Source organism: Serratia sp. AR11, assembly GCF_056376275.1.
On record NZ_CM150739.1, the window covers coordinates 2,442,963 to 2,463,285 of the forward strand.

Genomic DNA, 20,323 nt, shown 5'->3' on the forward strand with positions numbered 1-20,323 from the left:
TATAATTACATATAACTATAACTAATTGATTTTGAAATCAATTAAATTTAATGATGATGGCCCCCGCAGATCAGATAGTTAGCTGATAATAAATTGCATCTTAAGGTTTAGTTAAGCTTGCGGCCGTACATTGGCAGTTAATCCATCAGGAACGATTCTCTCTGGCGTTTAATATTCGTTAAATAAAAGAGATCTACAGTGTCATTAAAGCAATTTGATACGTTTGGGGTTAACTATGGATCAATTTTTACCTTTCTCACGCCCGGCGATTGGCGATGAAGAGATCGCGGCGGTAGAAAAGGTATTGCGCTCAGGCTGGATCACCACCGGGCCGCAAAATCAGCAGTTGGAAAGTGAGTTCTGTGCCACCTTCGGCTGTAAACACGCCATTGCCGTCTGTTCCGCTACTGCAGGTATGCATATCACCCTGATGGCGTTGAACATTGGCCCGGGTGACGAAGTTATCACCCCGTCCCAGACCTGGGTTTCTACCCTCAACATGATTGAATTGCTCGGTGCGACGCCGGTGATGATTGACGTTGACCGCGATACGCTGATGGTCAGCGCCAGTGATGTTGAAGCCGCCATTACGACGAAAACCAAAGCCATTGTCCCGGTGCACTACGCCGGCGCACCGTTGCAGATGGATGCACTGCGTGAGGTGGCAAAACGCCATAATCTCCCCCTGATTGAAGACGCCGCTCATGCGGTGGGCGCCCGTTACAATGGTGAGTGGGTGGGCGCTCGCGGCACGGCGATTTTCTCATTCCATGCGATAAAAAACCTGACCTGTGCCGAAGGCGGCCTGATCGCCACCGACGACGACCAACTGGCAGATCGCCTGCGCTGTCTGAAGTTCCACGGCCTGGCCGTTGATGCTTTTGATCGCCAGCAGTTGGGGCGCAAACCCCAGGCCGAAGTGGTCGAGCCTGGTTACAAATACAATCTTTCCGATATCCACGCGGCTATCGCCGTGGTGCAGTTGGCCCGTTTGCCGGAGCTTAATGCTCGCCGCAAGGCGCTGGCGCAACGTTACCTCACCGCTCTGGAAGGTTCGCCTTTCCTGCCGTTGGGATTACCTGATTATCCGCACGACCATGCCTGGCATCTGTTTATGGTGCGCGTTGACGCTGAACGCTGCGGTATCGATCGCGACCAGTTGATGGAACGCCTGAAAGAAATGGGTATCGGTACCGGCCTGCATTTCCGTGCCGCCCATACCCAGAAGTTTTATCGCGATCGCTATCCGCAGCTTTCCTTGCCCAATACCGAATGGAACTCGGCACGTCTGTGCACCTTGCCGCTATTCCCTGATATGACCGACGCCGATGTTGATCGCGTGGTTAAAGCCTTGTCTTCTGTTGTGGAGTCGTTACGTGTCTCGCGTTGAACCGATAAAAAAAGTTTCGGTGGTGATCCCGGTCTATAACGAGCAGGAAAGTTTGCCTGCCTTGCTCGAACGTACCACCGCCGCCTGTAAACAACTGACCCAACCTTATGAAATTATCCTGGTCGATGACGGCAGCAGCGACAATTCTGCCGATATGCTGACCGCCGCGGCCGAACAGCCGGGCAGCTGCGTGATTGCCGTGTTGCTTAACCGTAACTATGGGCAGCATTCGGCGATCATGGCCGGTTTCAATCAGGTAAGTGGCGATCTGGTGATTACGCTGGATGCCGATTTGCAAAACCCGCCGGAAGAGATCCCGCGTCTGGTGAAAGTGGCGGAAGAAGGTTACGACGTGGTGGGAACCGTGCGTGCCAACCGTCAGGATTCCTGGTTCCGCAAAAGCGCTTCGCGCATCATCAATATGATGATCCAACGCGCCACTGGTAAATCGATGGGGGATTACGGCTGCATGCTGCGCGCCTATCGCCGCCATATTATCGAGGCGATGTTGAACTGCCACGAGCGCAGTACCTTTATCCCCATTCTGGCGAATACCTTTGCCCGCCGCACCACTGAAATTGAAGTGCTGCATGCGGAGCGCGAGTTTGGTGATTCCAAATACAGCCTGATGAAGCTGATTAACCTGATGTATGACCTGATCACCTGCCTGACCACGACGCCGCTGCGTTTGCTCAGCGTGGTGGGCAGTGTGGTGGCGCTGTCAGGTTTTTTGCTGGCGGTGCTGTTGATCGCCTTGCGTTTGATTATGGGACCTGAATGGTCGGGCGGCGGGGTGTTCACCCTGTTTGCCGTGCTGTTTACCTTTATCGGCGCCCAATTTGTCGGCATGGGCCTGTTGGGAGAGTACATCGGTCGCATCTATACCGACGTTCGTGCTCGTCCCCGTTATTTTGTTCAGAAAGTGGTCGGTGAACAGCCGAACCACAATACTCAGGAAGAAGAATAATGAAAGCTATCGTATTTGCTTACCATGATATTGGCTGCGCTGGTCTGAAAGCGCTGACTGACGCGGGCTATGATATTCAGGCGGTATTCACCCATACCGACGATCCTGGTGAGAACAACTTTTTCTCCTCCGTTGCCCGTGTGGGTGCCGAATTGGAGTTGCCGGTTTATGCGCCGGAAGACGTTAACCATCCACTGTGGATCGAACGTATCCGCGAGATGCAGCCTGACATTATTTTCTCATTCTATTACCGCAATATGCTGAGCGAAGAGCTGCTGTCACTGGCGCCAAAAGGCGGCTTCAATCTGCATGGCTCACTGCTGCCGCATTACCGTGGTCGCGCACCGGTAAACTGGGCGCTGGTAAATGGGGAAACCGAAACCGGTGCCACGCTGCACAAAATGGTTAAGCGTCCGGATGCCGGTGATATTGTTGGCCAGCACAAAGTGGCGATTGCCGCTAACGATACCGCGCTGACCCTGCACAAAAAAGTGCTGGAAGCGGCACAGGCGCTGCTGAAAGAGCAACTGCCGAAGCTGAAAAACGGGACGGCCTCATTCACCAGGCAAAATGAAGCTGAAGCCAGCTATTTTGGTCGTCGCACCGCGGCAGATGGTGAAATTCTGTGGCATAAATCAGCGCAGGAAATCAACAACCTGGTCCGTGCCGTGACCGAACCTTACCCTGGTGCTTTCAGCTACCTTGGCCAGCGTAAACTGATTGTCTGGCGTGCCCGCGTGCTGGATACCAAGCATGACAAGCAACCGGGTACCGTGCTCAGTACCTCTCCGCTGATCATTGCCTGCGGTGAAGGCGCGCTGGAAATTGTGGCCGGCCAAAACGATGTCGGTTTGTACGTGCAAGGCAGCCGTCTGGCGCAGGAAATGGGGATCGTCACCGACGTGCGCCTGGCCGCCAAGCCAAACGCAGTGATGAAACGCAGAGCCCGCGTGCTGATCCTCGGCGTTAACGGCTTTATCGGTAACCACCTGACCGAACGCCTGCTGCGTGATGACCGCTATGATATCTACGGTCTGGATATCGGTTCTGACGCCATCAGCCGTTTCCTGGGTAACCCGCGCTTCCACTTTGTGGAAGGGGATATCAGCATCCACTCCGAGTGGATCGAGTACCACATCAAGAAATGTGACGTGATCCTGCCGCTGGTGGCGATTGCCACACCGATTGAATACACCCGCAACCCACTGCGCGTATTCGAGCTGGATTTCGAAGAAAACCTGAAAATCGTCCGCGACTGCGTGAAATACAACAAGCGCATTATCTTCCCGTCCACCTCCGAGGTGTACGGCATGTGTGACGACAAGGAATTCGACGAAGACCACTCACGCCTGATTGTCGGCCCGATCAACAAACAGCGCTGGATTTACTCGGTATCCAAGCAGTTGCTGGATCGAGTGATCTGGGCCTACGGTGCCAAAGAAGGTTTGAAGTTCACGCTGTTCCGTCCGTTTAACTGGATGGGCCCGCGTCTGGATAACCTGGATGCCGCACGTATCGGCTCTTCTCGCGCCATTACCCAGCTGATCCTCAACCTGGTGGAAGGCTCGCCAATTAAATTGATGGACGGCGGGGCGCAAAAACGTTGCTTCACCGACATCAATGACGGTATCGAAGCTCTGTTCCGCATTATCGAAAACCGTGATGGCCTGTGCGATGGCCAGATCGTCAACATCGGTAACCCGACCAACGAAGCCAGTATCCGCGAGTTGGCAGAAATGCTGCTCGAAAGCTTCAACAACCATCCGCTGCGTGACCGTTTCCCACCCTTTGCCGGCTTCAAGGACGTTGAAAGCAGCAGCTATTACGGTAAAGGCTATCAGGACGTTGAGCACCGCACGCCGAGCATCAAGAATGCCCGCCGCTTGCTGGATTGGCAGCCAACCATCGCCATGCAGCAAACCGTCGCTGATACGTTGGATTACTTCCTGCGTACGACCGTTCAGGAAGGTGACGGTGCATGAAGAAAGTCGGTCTGCGAGTTGACGTAGATACCTTCAGCGGCACCCGAGAGGGGGTGCCGCAGTTGCTGGAGCTGCTCGACAAGTACAATATTCAGGCCAGTTTCTTCTTCAGCGTTGGACCGGACAATATGGGGCGCCATTTGTGGCGCCTTTTGCGTCCGAAATTCCTGTGGAAAATGCTGCGCTCCAATGCCGCGTCACTGTACGGCTGGGATATTTTGCTGGCAGGCACGGCCTGGCCGGGGCGTAATATTGCCCGTGCCCTGGGGCCGTTGATGAAACTGACTGCACAGGCTGGGCATGAAGTGGGGCTGCACGCCTGGGATCACCAGGGGTGGCAGGCCAAAGTTGGCCGTTGGTCAGAAGCGCAACTGATGCAGCAGGTTCAGCTCGGTGTGGATGCGCTGGCCAACAGTACCGGTCAGCCTGTCAAATGTTCGGCGGTTGCCGGTTGGCGTGCCGATACGCGGGTGCTGGAAGTGAAGCAGCGTTTTGGTTTTCACTACAACAGCGACTGTCGTGGCACCCATCCCTTCCGTCCGGTGTTAAGCGATGGTCGGTTGGGAACCGTACAAATCCCGGTCACGCTGCCTACCTTTGATGAGGTGATTGGCAGTGAAGTGAGTATGAATGATTTCAACGATTACATTCTGCGGGAGATTGAAAACGATCGCGGTGTGCCGGTGTATACCATTCATACCGAAGTGGAGGGCATGTCACAGGCCGCAATGTTTGAGCAGTTACTGCAGCGGGCGCAACGGCAGGGCATAGAATTCTGTCCGTTAAGCGCACTGTTGCCTCAAGATTTGGCGTCATTGCCATTGGGCCGCGTTGAGCGCGCTCCTTTCCCTGGCCGCGAAGGTTGGCTGGGTTGTCAAACCGATGTGAAGGACGATTCATGAAGGCGCTAAAAGGATCATGGGCCATTTTGTTGGCCATTTTTTTTGCACTGGTTTACCTGATTCCGCTCAACGGCCGCCTGCTATGGCAACCGGATGAAACCCGCTACGCCGAGATTAGCCGCGAAATGCTGCAACGCGGCGACTGGGTAGTGCCACATTTGCTTGGCCTGCGTTATTTTGAAAAACCGGTGGCCGGCTACTGGTTCAATAACATCAGCCAATGGTTGTTTGGCGATACCAACTTTGCGGTGCGCTTCGGTTCGGTATTCAGTACCGGCATGACGGCGCTGCTGGTATTCGCACTGGCAATGCTGATGTGGCGCAATGCGCGCCGTGCCAGCCTGGCGACGTTGATTTTCCTGTCGATGGTTCTGGTATTCAGCATCGGTACCTACAGCGTGTTGGACCCGATGATCTCCTTGTGGCTGGCCGCCGCGATGGTCAGTTATTATCTGACGCTGAAAGCGACCACGGCCAAAGGCAAGCTGGGCGGCTACGTGCTGTTGGGGCTGGCCTGCGGCATGGGCTTTATGACCAAGGGCTTCCTGGCACTGGCGGTGCCGGTGATCGCGGTGATCCCGATTGTCATTCAACAGCGGCGAATTAAAGACCTGCTGATCTACGGCCCAGTGGCTATCGTAGTGGCGGTGCTGCTGAGCTTGCCTTGGGCGCTGGCCATCGCACAACGTGAGCCGGATTTCTGGAACTACTTCTTCTGGGTGGAGCATATTCAACGTTTCGCCGAGGACAATGCGCAACATAAAGCCCCGTTCTGGTATTACGTCCCGGTTTTGATGGCGGCGGTGTTGCCCTGGTTGGCGCTACTGCCGGGCTCCTTGCTCAAGGGCTGGCGGGAACGCGTTCAGCGTCCGGAACTGTTCTTCCTGCTTAGCTGGGTAATGATGCCGTTGATCTTCTTCAGTATCGCCAAGGGTAAGCTGCCGACCTATATTTTACCGTGCATGGCACCCCTGGCATTGCTGATGGCAGCCTATGCCGAAGACTGCGTGGCGGCATTGCGCAGCAAGGTATTCAAGGTTAACGCCGTATTAAACGGATTGTTTGGCTCAATCTGCATCCTGGCGCTGGTGGTTCTGGGCTCCGGACTGTTACCCAAAGTGCATTTGTTTACCGCGCAAGAGTGGCCGAAGATTGTTATCGGCATTATCGCCTTTGCCGGTTGGTTGTTGTTTGCCGTAGTGTCGGTGCGTAATAATGCGCAACGCTGGAGCTGGGCAGCGGCTTGCCCATTGTTGCTGTGTTTGTTGATTGGTTACGCCATTCCGCAGCAGGTGACCGACTCCAAGCTGCCGCAAAACTTTATCCGGGTGAATATGGCTGAGTTAGGCCATAGCCGCTACGTGCTGACCGACAGCGTTGGCGTAGCGGCTGGGTTGGCCTGGGAGTTGAAGCGCAGCGACGTATTGATGTTTAACCAGAAGGGGGAAGTGTCCTACGGTTTGGAGTATCCGGATGCCCGCAGCCATCTCATCAGCGACAGCGATTTCCCGCAGTGGCTGGCACAGGCGCGCAAGCAGGGCGATGTCTCACTGGTGTTGCAGTTGTCGCGTGGAGAAAGCATTGATCAGCAAAAACTGCCGAAAGCAGATAAGGTTGAGGTGATGAATCGTCTGGCGTTGTTCTGGTACCAACAGCAGCCATGATAGTCGGCTATTTGTTGGTGGTCGTGGTCAGTCTGCTCACCTGTGGTGGGCAGCTGTGCCAGAAACAGGCCGCTCTGAGCTGGCAGTTACCTCCCGAAATCAGGCGGGGGGTAACGCTGCGCTGGTTGGCGCTGGCCGTTTTGCTGTTGGGACTGGGCATGGCGGTGTGGCTTAATGTGTTGCAACGTTTGCCGCTCAGCCTGGCTTATCCGACGCTCAGCCTGAATTTTGTTCTGGTGACGCTGGCCGCCCGCTGGCTGTTTAATGAGCCCACTACCGCACGCCATTGGTACGGAGTGGTTTCAATCATGCTGGGGATCCTGCTGATGAGTATCAATCCATGAGAGGTTATGCCTGGGGCGCGGCCAGCGTGCTGTTAGTCACGCTGGCACAGTTGCTGATGAAGTGGGGTATGGCGCAGATCCCCCTGATGTCATTTGCCGACGTCACCCTGAACCTGTTTATGCAGTATTGGTTGCCGTTAGTGGTGGTCAGCGGCGGTATTTTTGGCTATGCGCTGTCAATGCTGTGTTGGTTCTTCGCGCTGCACCATTTACCACTCAATCGTGCTTACCCGCTGTTGAGTGTAAGTTATGCGCTGGTCTATCTGGCCGCGGTGATCCTGCCCTGGTTTAATGAATCCGCCACGCTGCTGAAAACCTTGGGCACGCTGTTTATCCTGTTTGGCGTGTGGCTGATTAACAGTCAGGCCAAGGTAAAAACGCCCCAATAGCGCGAAAAACGGCGTCAATTCGATTATCTCCTTCACCATGCTTGCCTTTTTCCCCTACAGGGGGATAAATTAGCCAAAAATAGCGCTTTCCTTAGCTGGTGTCGGCTTTGCCTCGCAGGCGGTATGCTTTAGCGGGAGGCATAAAGCGGCAATCTGTTCAATGAAGGGATATTATGCGGATGCGTATTTGGTTTTTATTAGCCAGTTTAATTCTTGCCGGTTGTAGCAGCCATGCGCCGCCGCCGAGCGGCAAATTGGCCGATTCGATTGTGGTTGTCGCTCAGTTAAACGAACAGCTGCGTCAATGGTACGGTGCCCCTTATCGCTATGGCGGGTTAGACCGCGGTGGCGTCGACTGCTCCGGGTTTGTTTATCGCACCTTCAGCGATCGTTTCGATATGCAATTACCACGCTCTACTGAAGAGCAAACCTCGCTGGGAACCAAAGTCTCGCGCGATGAGCTGATGCCCGGCGATCTGGTGTTTTTCAAAACCGGTGGCGGTGAGAATGGTTTGCACGTTGGCATTTATGACACTAACGATCAGTTTATCCATGCCTCGACCAGCCGCGGCGTGATACGTTCCTCGCTGAACAACGTGTACTGGAAGAAGGTCTACTGGCAGGCGCGTCGCATTTAGCTCTAACCTCTTGATTTGGTGTATCATGGCGGTATCACATTGTTAACGGTGGCCGCCATGAGTAACTTACGCCTGTTGATTTCCGATTCCTACGATCCCTGGTTCAATCTGGCAGTGGAAGAGTGCATCTTCCGCGAAATGACTACGCAGAAAATTCTGTTCCTGTGGCGCAATGCCGAAACCGTGGTCATTGGTCAGTCACAAAACCCCTGGAAAGAGTGCAACACCCGCCGCATGGAGCAGGATGGTATTCGTCTGGCACGCCGCAGCAGCGGCGGTGGTGCGGTATTCCACGATTTGGGCAATAGCTGTTTTACCTTTATGGCAGGCAAACCCGGTTACGATAAAACCGTCTCCACCGGCATTATTCTGCAAGCTCTGGCTCAGTTGGGCATTGCGGCCACCGCATCGGGACGCAATGATCTGGTGATTGATACCGCAGAGGGCGTGCGTAAAATCTCCGGCTCGGCCTACCGGGAAACTCAGGATCGCGGGTTCCACCATGGCACCTTGTTGCTGAACGCGGATCTCAATCGCCTGGCCGACTACCTTAATCCGGACCCTAAAAAATTGCAGGCCAAGGGCATCACTTCGGTACGTTCTCGCGTTGCCAATCTGGCGGAATTTAAAGCCGATATCAGCCACCACCAGGTGTGCGACGCAATCACTCAGGCGTTCTTTGACCATTATGGTGAGACTGCGAAAGCAGAAATCATTTCGCCTGACGTTTATCCCGATTTGCCGGATTTTGACGCGCAGTTTGCCAAACAAAGCAGTTGGCAATGGAATTTCGGCAAGGCGCCGGCATTCAGTCACCTGCTGAATGAACGGTTTGTCTGGGGTGGTGTAGATATCTTCTTTGACGTGGAAAAAGGCGCCATTTGCCGGGCGCAGATTTTTACCGACAGTCTCAGCCCGGCACCGTTGCAACGGCTGGCCGAGATGCTGGTGGGCTGCACCTATCGCAGCGAGGCGTTGGCGAATTGCTGCGATGCTTTGATTGTGCAGTACCCAGAGCAGGCCGCAGAATTAACCGAGCTGCGACAATGGTTGCTTGAAACGATCAAATAACGTTCGGATCCTGAATGCTCCGGGATGAGGCAACTCATCCCTTTTTTACGCCGCGAGTTTGCCTCTCTTTCATGCCGTAATCTTTTTTTGCACAAAAATGCAGTAAAAACACTCAGGTAGCATATTTTACCCGAAAATCAAGGTGGGCATTTTTTTGCCGATTCAATGCAAGGAATAACGCCAGGAATTGATGCGTTATTAAATTTAATCAGTTAAGCTCACTACGTTGTACATAGGCCAGAGATACTGATTTGATATTTAACGCGGAATAGGAATTTCTTTAATTAAAACAATGTCGATAAGTCAAATTTTCAGAATTATCTTATCACATAAGCCAAATACTTCTCAAATTCATGCCGTGGGTCACGGTTGTTGCCTTAAGCCAAATTGTTTTCATATCCGCGTTATGTCCGTCTAATATAGCTTTAATCTATCAATTAAATGATAAATTATGACTGACTGTATTGATATTTCCGATTAATCTCACAGGGATTGATCGATAAAATATATTGATATACGATGAGATGTTCGCCATTCAGCCTATGGCATTGAAATGAAAATCCAACTCGAAGCTGACTTTATTAGTAGCTATGTTTTTCAACCTGTTTACTCAATGGAGGGCAGGCTGTTGGCGGTGGAAATCTTGAACCGTTTTAATAGCCTGGACGGTGATTTGGCGATGCCGGCTGACATTGGGATTAATTTATTGTCCACCGAGCAAAGGATTGAGTTATTTAATGAACAATTGAGTTTGGCGGAGCAGAATGCCGCCTGGTTTGTCGAAAACGATGTATTGTTGACGCTTGATGTCGAAGAAATCCTGGTCGATTTGATTCTTGCTGACGATCAATTGTGCGAACGGATCAGACAATGGTCATTTATCGCCTTTGAAATCAGCGAGGGTTTTCCGAATCTTTCGGCGGGGAAAAACAATGAAAAAATTCGTCGGCTTAGTGAGAGATTCTCACTGTGGTTGGACGACTTTGGTTCTGGTCAGGCAACTCTGACCGCATTGTATGATGGTCTATTCGACTACGTGAAAATCGATAAGCGATTTTACTGGCAGCTGTTTACCCACCAGGGTTATGACGTGGTCATTGATTCGCTATTAAAGAATATCAATCTGCTGTGCAAGGGAGTCATCGTCGAAGGAATAGAGAGGGAGGAGTATTTTAATAAGCTCAGACACGCCGGTGTTTTTGGCCTGCAAGGTTTTTTATGGCCCAGCGTTGGTGTGGATAATTTGGCAGCGTTACGGGTAACGCCCGATGAGTTCAAAAACAATAATTGAGAGTACTACACACACAATGGTTCCAATAATGGCCGGGATGAGGTTGGCTGCTATCCCGCTACTGTTATTCATTATCATTCTCTCGCTGATAAAGTATTTTATTCATCAGCGCAAAAAGGCTTTTAAGCCGTATCGGTATACATAAAAGCCAATCCTCTCGCATCTGTCCTGGTATCAGGCAGATGCGTTCTCCCTGCATTTCTTCCGTGTTAATCCCCACGCCCAGGCTCTACACTAGGTGGAACGGAGGGCCTATGCCGCAGTTTGAAAATGCTTACCAACAACAATTAGCCGGTTTTTATACCGAATTGAACCCCACGCCGTTAACGGGGACTCGCCTGCTGTATCACAGCGAGCCACTGGCGCATGAGCTGGGGCTGGACGAAAGCTGGTTTACTCAGGATAAAACCCCTATTTGGGCGGGAGAAACGCTGCTGCCGGGTATGCGGCCGCTGGCACAGGTGTACAGCGGTCATCAGTTCGGCGTCTGGGCCGGGCAATTGGGTGATGGTCGCGGCATTTTGCTGGGTGAACAGCGGCTGGCGGATGGTCGCAGCATGGACTGGCATCTGAAAGGGGCCGGGCTGACGCCGTATTCACGTATGGGCGACGGCCGTGCGGTGCTGCGCTCGGTGATCCGTGAGTTCCTGGCTTCCGAGGCGTTGCATCATCTGGGCATTCCAACCACGCGTGCGTTGACCATTGTGACCAGCGATCAGCCCGTCTATCGCGAACAGGCTGAACGTGGGGCGATGCTGCTACGCGTAGCGGAAAGCCACGTGCGTTTCGGCCATTTCGAACATTTTTATTACCGTAAGCAGCCGGAGCAGGTGCAGCAGTTGGCTGATTTTGTGATTGCCCGCCACTGGCCGCAGTTTAAAGATCAGAGCGATGGCTATCTGCTGTGGTTTACCGATGTGGTCGAACGCACCGCCCGGCTCATCGCCCATTGGCAGACCGTCGGTTTTGCTCACGGCGTGATGAACACCGATAACATGTCGATTTTGGGTATCACCATCGACTATGGTCCCTACGGCTTCCTTGACGATTATAAGCCTGACTATATCTGTAACCATTCCGATCATCAGGGGCGTTATGCCTATGATAACCAGCCGGCGGTGGCGCTGTGGAATCTTCACCGCCTGGCACAAACCTTGTCCGGGCTGATGAGCACCGAGCAGTTGCAAAATGCGCTGACGGCCTATGAACCGGCCCTGATGCGTGCCTATGGGGAACAGATGAGAGCCAAGCTCGGCTTTTTCACCCAGTCGCAGCAGGATAACGATTTGCTGACCGGGTTGCTGAGTCTGATGGCGCAAGAGGGCCGGGACTATAGCCGGACATTCCGCCTGCTAAGCCAGACGGAGCAGCAGCAGGCGCAGTCGCCACTGCGAGATGAATTTATCGATCGCGCCGCATTCGATGGCTGGTATCAGCAGTACCGCCAGCGCCTGCAGCAAGAACAGATAAGTGACGCGCAGCGCCAGCAGGCGATGAAGGCAGTGAATCCGAAGCTAATCCTGCGCAACTATCTGGCGCAACAGGCGATAGAAAGCGCCGAACAAGATGATGTCAGTAAGCTGGCGCGGCTGCATCAGGCGTTACTGGCGCCATTCGCGGATAACCCAGAGTATGACGATCTCGCCGCGTTGCCGCCGGATTGGGGCAAACATCTGGAAATTTCTTGCTCTAGCTGAGTGACGAAGAAAGATGACGGGCGCGGTACAGCGCGCCCGGTAAAGAAACTACTGACGCAAATAGACCTGTGGCAACTCCACTTCCGGGTGATGAACCACGCCCAAATCTGCCTGATACCAACGGGTGAGGATCTCTGCCTGCAACACTTCCTGCGGCGTGCCCGTCGCGACCAATTGCCCCTGATGCATCAATAAAATACGATCCGCATACAAGGCCGCGAGATTGAGATCGTGCAATACGCAGCACACCGCAATCGGCTGTTGCCGCGTCAGCGTACGCAGCAGTCTGAGCGTATGTTGCTGGTGGTAGAGATCAAGCGCCGAGGTCGGTTCGTCCAGAAACAGCCAGGCCGGCGTTGGCTGCGGTTGCCAAAGCTGCGCCAGCACGCGGGCGAGTTGCACTCGTTGCTGTTCACCGCCGGAGAGCTGGCGATAATCGCGCTGGGCCAATTCGAGACAGTCGGTTTGCGCCATTACCTGTTGTACCGCCCGTTGTGCGTCGCGTTTGCCGTGGGGTGCACGGCCCATACTGACCACTTCCTCTACGGTAAAGGGGAAGGCCAGATCGCTATGTTGACGCATTACCGCGCGCACTTTCGCCAACTGCTGTGGTTGCCACTGTTCCAGCGGTCGCCCGAGCAACTGACATTCGCCACAGCCTGGGGCCAGATAACCGGTTAACAGGCGCAGTAACGTCGACTTACCCGCGCCGTTCGGCCCGATAATTGCCACCATTTCACCGCTATTGATACTCAGTGAGACATCGTTGATCAGCCGCCGCGAACCCAGGCTGTAACGTAACTGCTGCGCCGTCAGGCTTGCTGTGTTATCCACCTACGCGCTCCCGCTGGCGCATCACCAGCCATAAGAAATAAGGCCCGCCGATCAGGCTGGTCATCAAACCGACCGGCATTTCTGCCGGAGCCACCAGCGTGCGAGCCAGCGTATCGCTGACCAACAGCAGGCAGGCTCCCCCCAGTGCAGAACAGGGCAGCAGCCAGCGGTGGTCGCCGCCGAGGCGCATGCGCACCAGATGCGGCACCACCAGACCGATAAAACCAATCACGCCACTCATCGCTACCGCTGCGCCTATCAGTAATGCGCTCAACAACAGCAGCTGTAACTTGGCACGCTGAACATTCACACCGAGGTAATGCGCCTCCTCATCTCCCAGTTGCAGCAGATTCAGGCGGCGCGCCTGTAAGAGTGTCAGCAGGATGGTCGGCAGGATCAGCGAGGCGGAAACGGCCAGGGTGGGCCATTGTGACTGGCTCAGGCTGCCCATCATCCACAGTGAAAACTGGCGCAGTTGCTGGTCATTACTGAGGTAAGACAGCACGCCAATCGCTGCCATGCACAGGGCGTTGATGGCGATACCCGCCAGCAACAGGCGCGACAGGCTGCCGTGGCCGCTGCGGCTGATGCCGTAAATCAACAGCGATACCAGCATGCTGCCGAGAAATGCCGCCAGCATGTGGCCATACAGGGCAATCACCGGCGGCAGGGCCAGCGGCATAACGATAATCAGCGCGACAAACAGCGCGCCGCCGCTACTGATCCCCAACAGGCTGGGATCGGCCAAGGGGTTACGGAACAACCCCTGCATTACGGCACCGGACACCGCCAACGCGCAACCTATCACTACCGCCAGCAGCACGCGCGGCAAACGGATATTCAGCCAGATATGCCAGGAGGTGTCGCTGAACGGCTGTTGCCACAGGGTGCGGAATGACAGCGTCAGCGCCCCCATATTGGCCGCACCCAATGCCAATAGTGCCAACAGTACCAGCAGGCTGGTCATTGCCAGGCGGGGAGAGGTACGGCAGCGCATTACTTTTGCTCCGCCGCATGACGCAGCTTGGCCAGCGCGGCGGGCGTTTCCAGCCCGAAGCCCAGCAGCGCCATATCGTCAACCACCAGTATGCGATGCTGTTTGCCCGCCGGGGTGAGTGCCATGCCAGGCAATTTCCACAGCTCCTGTTCGCCGCCGAGCGTTTTTACGCCGTCGGTGGTGACCAGCAGCAAATCCGGCGCGCTGGCTATCACGCCTTCCTGCGAAAGCGGGCGATAGCGGCTGAATCCTTGCATGGCGTTTTTCAGACCCGCAGCGGTGATGACCGCGTCGGCGGCCGTGTGTTGTCCGGCGGCCATGGGCGTAATACCACCGTGGCTCATGACGAACAACACTCTGACCGGCAACGCATCGGTTTTCACCGCCGCCAATTGCTGCTGGTAACGGGTGCTCAACTGCTTGCCCTGCTCGGTGCGCTGAAGCGCACTGGCGATCACAGCGATTTTTTCCGGCACGCTTTGCAAGGTGGTATCGCCGGGAATGCGCACTACTTTAACGCCACTCTCTTCCAGCTGTTTGAGCACCAGCGCCGGCTCGGCCAATTCGGTGGTCAGCACCAGCGTGGGTTTCAGCGCCAAAATACCTTCGGCATTAAGCTGGCGCATGTAACCGACGTCCGGCAGTTTTTTAACGGTTTCCGGCTGCAGGCTGGTGCTGTCTCGCGCTATCACTTCATCGCCCGCGCCCAGGGCGAAGGCAATTTCGGTGACGTCACCGCCTATCGAGACAATACGTTCCGCCGCCGCAGCGGTGAACGGCAACGCCAGCGCAATGCACAGCGCCAGACGACGGGTCAATGAAGGTTTCATGCGGCAACGTCCTTGGGTTCAAGCGAGGCAACCTGCTCACGCCACTGAGTTTGCTCCGGCTGGCCTTCGGTACGCTGGCCGTAAAGTTGAGCTATCTGCGTGCCGTCGGCGGCAAACAGTTCCAGACTGGTGACGAAGCCGTCTTTGGTGGGCTTGCGGGTGATCCAGCTTTCGGCGATCGCATCTTCGATCAGGTGCAGCGTGAAGCGGCGATTGAACACGTTAATCCAGCCTTCCTGCGGCATCAGGCGTTCAATCTGACCGGTAAAGATCTGCACGCAACCACGGTTGCCGACAAAAATCATGATTTCGTTCTGCAGGCTCATCGCGGCGTTAAGCAATTGGCTCAGGGCGCTGTTATCGACCCGATAGGCCAAATCGTTACCGACGGCGCTGAAGGCTTGCTGGCGGGTCAGTTTGTTGCGGCTCAACAACTGGAAGAACTGGTGAACGTCGGTCATTGCACGCCATTCCTGGTCAATTTTGTCGGCATCTGGCGAGGCGTTACTGACCGTGGCGTCTGCCGGTTGCAGTTCCAGGGGCGGGTTTTCCGCATTCAGGTGGCGTTCAACCAGCGCCATCCAGGCTGGGAGATCGGTTTCATCGGTGGTGTAAACCTTATGCAGTGCGTCGCCCTGATGATCGAAGAACTGAATGCTGTGGCGTACGCCGCGCTTGTTGGTTTCGCTCATGGCGAAAGCGCTGGCCCACTGGTTGAGGAACAGACGCAGATCCAGCTCACGCGGATTGAGGATCAACCCGGCATGACCGTTCAGGTGCTGGTTGCGATAACGACCCATTTGCTCATGTACCGCGTAGCTATTACGGGTAATGGATTTGGTGACGCCTACCTGTTCGAGTTCGGTCAGCAGGGTACGGGCATCGGCCTGCAGACGACGGGTGTCCTGACCGACGCGGGCGTGGGTCAGCTCCGCTTCGCTGACGCCAAGAATTTCAGCCAGGTCACGCGCATATTTGCCTGGGTTATCAATTTTTGCCTGCTGGTAGCGTTCATATAGGGTATTGCTCATTGCGGGTTCTCCTGTGTGTGAATCAAGCGGCGGGCAATCTTCATGCCCGCCGGATTTAAAACGTTACCACTGATAGCTGACCAGCAGTTTGGCATTACGCCCGTCCTGCGGTATGCCCTGCGGCGAGTAATATTCTTTATCAAAGGCGTTGCCCAGCACCACCGTGGTGGTCACGCCCTGCAGGCGATCGCGGCCTTTATAGCTCAGGTAAAAATCGTTGACGCCGTAGCCGCCTTGTTCTGCGGTGCCGGTTTCTACGCGGGTGGCTCGTTGGGCCACAGTGGCCACCCAGCCGGTGGACAGGCCGGTTTCACCCAGTGGAATATCCAGCGTGCTGGTTACCGTGTCCGGATTGATGCTGTTTAGCCATTCGCCGCTGCTTTCGTTCTTGCCACGAGTGCGGTTGTACGCCAGGTCCCAGCCAAAAATGGCGGTTTTATAGCTCAGCGTTGCGTCCCAGCCCCAAATTTTTGCACGGTCGATATTGGTCGAGAAAGTGGTGCAGCTGATGCAATAAGGGCCACGAGGGCCACGACCCAGCTCCATGGTGACATCCGTGGTGATGTAGTCGCGGGCTTTGGTATCAAAGTAGCTGGCTTTGAATTGCAGGCTGTCATCAGCCAGTAGCAAATCGTCAAAGCGTAGCCCGAAACCGTATTCCTGGGTGGCATTGGTTTCCGGCTTCAGGTTCGGGTTAGGCACCCAGTTGTTGGTAATGGTGGTCGGCCCCATGGGGATAGAGAAGTGCTTGGAATCGTTGTACATCTCTCCCATGGTCGGGGCGCGGAAAGCCTGCGAATAAGAACCGAACAGCATTAACCAGTCGGTTGGCGTCACTGTAACGGCACCGCGCGATGACCACTTGTCGGCGTCAACATCGGCGTAACCGTCGCTGGAACCCTTGTAGTTATCATAACGCGTCCCGGCAAGCAGGGTGACCGGCAGGTCGCGCAGGGTAATTTCGTCCTGCAACCAGCCGGAAGCAAAGTTGATCTTCGCCTGTGGGAAGCTTTCTGTCGCGCCACCCGGTGTTTGCTCCTGCTTGTAAGCTTCGCTGCCGTAGGTCAATAAGTGAGAGGCGAAGGTATCGGCAAACAAACGGCTGCGGTTTTCGAGTTTGGCACCGCGAGTGGTTTGCTTGCGCGCTTCATCTTCACTGCCGTTGGTGTGGGCGTTGATCTCCACTTCGGAGTAATAGATTTTGGCTTCGGCGTCGAGCCAATCCTGACCCACAGGCTTCAGTTTGTAGCCAAGCTGGCCGTCGCGTTGAATGGTCGAGCGGTCGGTCATCAGGTTACCGCTGCTGCTGGCCGATTCCTGCGGGTTTTTCGGCTCTTGCGCCCGGTTGTTGTAGTAGCGCAGGTCGCCGCTCAATGACTGATTCTCATCGAGCGTCCAGGTCCCCTTGGCCAGCAGATTGCTGATGGTTTCATCATTGGGTGCATCGAAGCCGTTGCCCTGACGCAGATTGCCGACGTCGCGGGTGCCAAATGACAGCAGGCCGTCGAGATTGTCGGTTCTGCCGTAGGTGCTGGCCCCCATGCCGAGGCTGTGGTCGCCGCTGCCGGCGGTGCCATACACCCGGTAGCCACTATTATGGCCGGGTAACAGCAGATCGGCGGCATCTACGGTTTCATAAGCAATTACGCCGCCCAGTGCGCCGCTGCCATACAGCAGGGCGGAAGGGCCGCGTACGACTTCGATGCGTTTCACCAGTGCCGGATCGAGGAAGGTGGCGCCAAGGTGGCCGGTATCGGTACCCTGACGGATGCCATCCACCAGCGTCAGCACGCCATTTTTACCATAGCCACGCATGAAAACGTCTTGGCCATTACTGCGACCGGTGCCATTGACGGTAATGCCCGGCACACGGCGCAGCATATCGCCGGCGCTGGTGGCGGTTTGGCTTTGCGGCGTATCGGCCTCGATCACCGTGACCATCATCGGCGCTTCAAAGCTGCTGCGCGCATTGCCGGTGGCGGCTACCGTCATGGTTTCGTCGCTGGCTTTGTCCTTTTTAACCGGTGCCGTCGCCGAGGAAGAAGAAGGGGTTTCGCTGGTTTGTGCAAAAGTCACCGTCGGCAGAGTACAGGCAATCGCCAGACTCAATGCGGATAAACGCAGCCGGGTGGAATAGATCAGAGGCATGTCGCAACTCTCCGTATGTTTTAAACATATCAATAGATTTGCTGGCTGCCTGGATCAAAAAGGATCTGGGTGGCTGGCGTTAAGGGATGGGAATTATTTGGTCAGGATCAATTTCCCGGCTTTGGTCTGTCGTAACTGATAGCGCTGGCCCTGATGGATGATGATCGCCACGCCATCGGCATCGAGCAGTTGCGCACTGTCGTAGCAAGGCGGCGTGGCCAGGCCACTTTCAGCGGTGTGAGCAGCCTGGGCAGGCGTGTTGTGGTGGTGATTATCCATCGTCATGTGTTTATAAAACAGACCGTTAAATAGTAATTAATATCAAAGTGAGAATCATTATCATGTGAACGAAAGGTTACATCAAGGAAAATTTTCTTACCAATGGAAGCTTTTTGCAGGAAGGGGATGTGGCACGGGCCGAGATGGCTCAGCCCGTAAAATTCAGGGTTATTTCAGCAGGGTTTCAATGCGGTCAAACAGGCGTTCGGGTTTGGTGATCGGCGCGTAGCGTTTCACCCGTTGGCCGTCAGCGGTCAGCAGGAACTTGGTGAAGTTCCATTTAATGCGTTGAGTGCCCAGCACGCCCGGTGCCAGGCGTTTTAACTCGTTGAACAACGGATGCGCGCCTGGGCCATTAACTTCAACCTTGCTGAACAGCGGGAAGCTGACGCCATAGTTCAGCGTGCAAAAGTTGGCAATCTCCAGCGGATCGCCGGGTTCCTGCGCGCCGAACTGATTGCAGGGAAAGCCCAGCACCATCAGGCCGCGTTCACGGTAGTACTGCCACAGGTTTTCCAGCCCGTGATATTGAGGAGTAAATCCGCATTTGCTGGCGGTGTTGACCACCAGATAAGCCCGGGCGGGGAAATCGCCCAGGGTTTTGTGTTCCCCTTGCAGTGTGACGCAGGGGATGGATAACAGTGAGTGGATCATGCCGGACTCCAAATCCTTTTCAGGGGGATACAAGAATTGTTACCAGTATAGATGAGCAGGGCACAGACAGAAAAACCGGGGCGGGCGCCCCGGCGCTGGGATCAGAAGCGGGTGTCTACCGCATCGGCCAGCATGGCCAGCAGCTGTTCGCTGTCGGACCAGCTCAGGCAAGGGTCGGTGATCGATTGCCCATAGGTCAGCGGCTGACCGGCAACGATTTTCTGGGTGCCTTCCACCAGGAAGCTTTCTGCCATTACGCCGGCAACGGCGACGGAACCGGCGCGGATCTGCTGGCAGACGTTTTCGGCCACTTCCAGTTGGCGACGATGCAATTTCTGGCAGTTGCCGTGGCTGAAGTCGATCACCAGTTGCTCCGGCAAATCGAATTCGCGCAGGCTGTCGCAGGCGGCGACCACATCGGTAGCGTGGTAGTTCGGCGTCTTGCCGCCACGCATGATGATATGGCCATAAGGATTGCCGCTGGTCTGATAGATAGTCATCTGGCCATGCTTGTCCGGTGACAGGAACATATGGCCGGCGCGGGCCGCACGAATGGCGTCAATCGCGATACGGGTGTTGCCGTCGGTGCCGTTTTTAAAGCCTACCGGGCAGGACAGTGCCGAAGCCATTTCACGGTGGATCTGGCTTTCGGTGGTCCGTGCGCCAATCGCGCCCCAACTGATCAAATCAGCAATGTATTGGCCGACCACCATGTCCAGGAACTCGGTGGCGGTTGGCAGGCCGAGCTGGTTCACTTCCAGCAGCAGCCTACGCGCCATTTCGATCCCGCGATTGACCTGGAAGGTGCCATCCAGCGCCGGATCGGAGATCAGGCCTTTCCAGCCCACCACGGTGCGCGGTTTTTCAAAATAGGTGCGCATCACGATTTCGAGGCGATCCTGATAACGGATGCGCAGCGCATTCAGACGGCCGGCATAATCGATGGCGGCGTCAAGATCGTGAATAGAGCAGGGGCCGATCACCACCAGCAGGCGACGATCTTCGCCGGTCAGGATTTTTTCAATTCGCTGCCGTGAGGCCGTCACGTTGTCCGCGATTTCCGCCGAGATTGGCAACTTCTCCGCCAGCTCTTGCGGCGTGACGAGGCTGTCGATGCGCGCGGTCCGCAGTTCATCTGTTTTGTGCATGATTTTCTCTAAAGACTGTTCTTCGCTGCGGCAGGAGTGCCGGGAAGTGATGGCGATCACAATAACG

General features: G+C 55.2%; 19 protein-coding genes. 11 read left to right on the plus strand and 8 right to left on the minus strand.

Annotated elements, in window-relative coordinates:
• Positions 1–235 precede the first annotated feature (235 nt).
• From arnB to ACSOSI_RS11705, 11 genes are all read left to right on the plus strand, one after another.
• The gene (gene arnB / locus ACSOSI_RS11655) at positions 236–1,390 is read left to right on the plus strand and encodes a UDP-4-amino-4-deoxy-L-arabinose aminotransferase (protein ID WP_261422982.1); all 1,155 of its coding nucleotides are present in this window, start codon (positions 236–238) and stop codon (positions 1,388–1,390) included.
• On the plus strand, positions 1,377–2,357 hold the full coding sequence (gene arnC / locus ACSOSI_RS11660) for an undecaprenyl-phosphate 4-deoxy-4-formamido-L-arabinose transferase (RefSeq protein WP_012144887.1): 981 nt from the start codon (positions 1,377–1,379) through the stop codon (positions 2,355–2,357). Before arnB ends, arnC begins: the two co-directional genes overlap by 14 nt.
• Positions 2,357–4,339, plus strand: a complete 1,983-nt coding sequence (gene arnA, locus ACSOSI_RS11665) for a bifunctional UDP-4-amino-4-deoxy-L-arabinose formyltransferase/UDP-glucuronic acid oxidase ArnA (RefSeq protein ID WP_476707128.1) — start codon at positions 2,357–2,359, stop codon at positions 4,337–4,339. The genes arnC and arnA overlap by 1 nt, the downstream gene beginning before the upstream one ends.
• Positions 4,336–5,241 (plus strand): 4-deoxy-4-formamido-L-arabinose-phosphoundecaprenol deformylase, encoded by a 906-nt coding sequence (arnD, locus tag ACSOSI_RS11670; RefSeq protein ID WP_476707129.1) that lies wholly within the window; start codon positions 4,336–4,338, stop codon positions 5,239–5,241. Before arnA ends, arnD begins: the two co-directional genes overlap by 4 nt.
• The gene (arnT, locus tag ACSOSI_RS11675) at positions 5,238–6,905 is read left to right on the plus strand and encodes a lipid IV(A) 4-amino-4-deoxy-L-arabinosyltransferase (protein WP_476707130.1); all 1,668 of its coding nucleotides are present in this window, start codon (positions 5,238–5,240) and stop codon (positions 6,903–6,905) included. The genes arnD and arnT overlap by 4 nt, the downstream gene beginning before the upstream one ends.
• Positions 6,902–7,249 (plus strand): 4-amino-4-deoxy-L-arabinose-phosphoundecaprenol flippase subunit ArnE, encoded by a 348-nt coding sequence (arnE, locus tag ACSOSI_RS11680; protein WP_476707131.1) that lies wholly within the window; start codon positions 6,902–6,904, stop codon positions 7,247–7,249. Before arnT ends, arnE begins: the two co-directional genes overlap by 4 nt.
• Complete coding sequence (arnF, locus tag ACSOSI_RS11685; protein WP_012144892.1) at positions 7,246–7,638, plus strand: 4-amino-4-deoxy-L-arabinose-phosphoundecaprenol flippase subunit ArnF; 393 nt, start codon at positions 7,246–7,248, stop codon at positions 7,636–7,638. The genes arnE and arnF overlap by 4 nt, the downstream gene beginning before the upstream one ends.
• 173 nt (positions 7,639–7,811) lie before the next feature.
• Entirely contained in the window at positions 7,812–8,276 is a 465-nt protein-coding gene (locus ACSOSI_RS11690) for an NlpC/P60 family protein (RefSeq protein ID WP_012144893.1), read from the plus strand.
• Between the two features lie 57 nt (positions 8,277–8,333).
• On the plus strand, positions 8,334–9,347 hold the full coding sequence (locus tag ACSOSI_RS11695; protein ID WP_476707132.1) for a lipoate--protein ligase A: 1,014 nt from the start codon (positions 8,334–8,336) through the stop codon (positions 9,345–9,347).
• A 553-nt stretch (positions 9,348–9,900) separates the two neighbouring features.
• Positions 9,901–10,638: an EAL domain-containing protein gene (locus ACSOSI_RS11700; RefSeq protein WP_476707133.1), complete on the plus strand. Its 738-nt coding sequence runs from the start codon at positions 9,901–9,903 to the stop codon at positions 10,636–10,638.
• Between the two features lie 254 nt (positions 10,639–10,892).
• Complete coding sequence (locus ACSOSI_RS11705) at positions 10,893–12,335, plus strand: protein adenylyltransferase SelO (protein ID WP_476707134.1); 1,443 nt, start codon at positions 10,893–10,895, stop codon at positions 12,333–12,335.
• A 48-nt stretch (positions 12,336–12,383) separates the two neighbouring features.
• Here the strand turns inward: ACSOSI_RS11705 and ACSOSI_RS11710 are convergent, their stop codons facing one another.
• The 8 genes from ACSOSI_RS11710 to ACSOSI_RS11745 all read right to left on the minus strand — a co-directional run bounded on the left by ACSOSI_RS11710 (position 12,384) and on the right by ACSOSI_RS11745 (position 20,256).
• Positions 12,384–13,169, minus strand: a complete 786-nt coding sequence (locus ACSOSI_RS11710; protein WP_476707135.1) for a heme ABC transporter ATP-binding protein — start codon at positions 13,167–13,169, stop codon at positions 12,384–12,386.
• Complete coding sequence (locus ACSOSI_RS11715; protein WP_012144898.1) at positions 13,162–14,166, minus strand: FecCD family ABC transporter permease; 1,005 nt, start codon at positions 14,164–14,166, stop codon at positions 13,162–13,164. The genes ACSOSI_RS11710 and ACSOSI_RS11715 overlap by 8 nt, the downstream gene beginning before the upstream one ends.
• Positions 14,166–14,996, minus strand: a complete 831-nt coding sequence (locus tag ACSOSI_RS11720) for a heme/hemin ABC transporter substrate-binding protein (RefSeq protein WP_112363786.1) — start codon at positions 14,994–14,996, stop codon at positions 14,166–14,168. Before ACSOSI_RS11720 ends, ACSOSI_RS11715 begins: the two co-directional genes overlap by 1 nt.
• On the minus strand, positions 14,993–16,027 hold the full coding sequence (locus ACSOSI_RS11725) for a hemin-degrading factor (protein ID WP_476707136.1): 1,035 nt from the start codon (positions 16,025–16,027) through the stop codon (positions 14,993–14,995). The genes ACSOSI_RS11720 and ACSOSI_RS11725 overlap by 4 nt, the downstream gene beginning before the upstream one ends.
• A 63-nt stretch (positions 16,028–16,090) precedes the next feature.
• A complete protein-coding gene (locus ACSOSI_RS11730) occupies positions 16,091–18,175 on the minus strand; it encodes a TonB-dependent hemoglobin/transferrin/lactoferrin family receptor (protein ID WP_375190063.1) in 2,085 nt (694 codons plus the stop codon).
• Positions 18,176–18,268: 93 nt separating this feature from the next.
• Positions 18,269–18,460, minus strand: coding sequence for a hemin uptake protein HemP (hemP, locus tag ACSOSI_RS11735; protein ID WP_431603249.1), 192 nt, complete (start codon positions 18,458–18,460; stop codon positions 18,269–18,271).
• Between the two features lie 162 nt (positions 18,461–18,622).
• Positions 18,623–19,108, minus strand: coding sequence for a glutathione peroxidase (locus ACSOSI_RS11740; protein WP_012144903.1), 486 nt, complete (start codon positions 19,106–19,108; stop codon positions 18,623–18,625).
• Between the two features lie 101 nt (positions 19,109–19,209).
• Complete coding sequence (locus ACSOSI_RS11745) at positions 19,210–20,256, minus strand: 3-deoxy-7-phosphoheptulonate synthase (protein WP_012144904.1); 1,047 nt, start codon at positions 20,254–20,256, stop codon at positions 19,210–19,212.
• Positions 20,257–20,323: the final 67 nt, after the last annotated feature.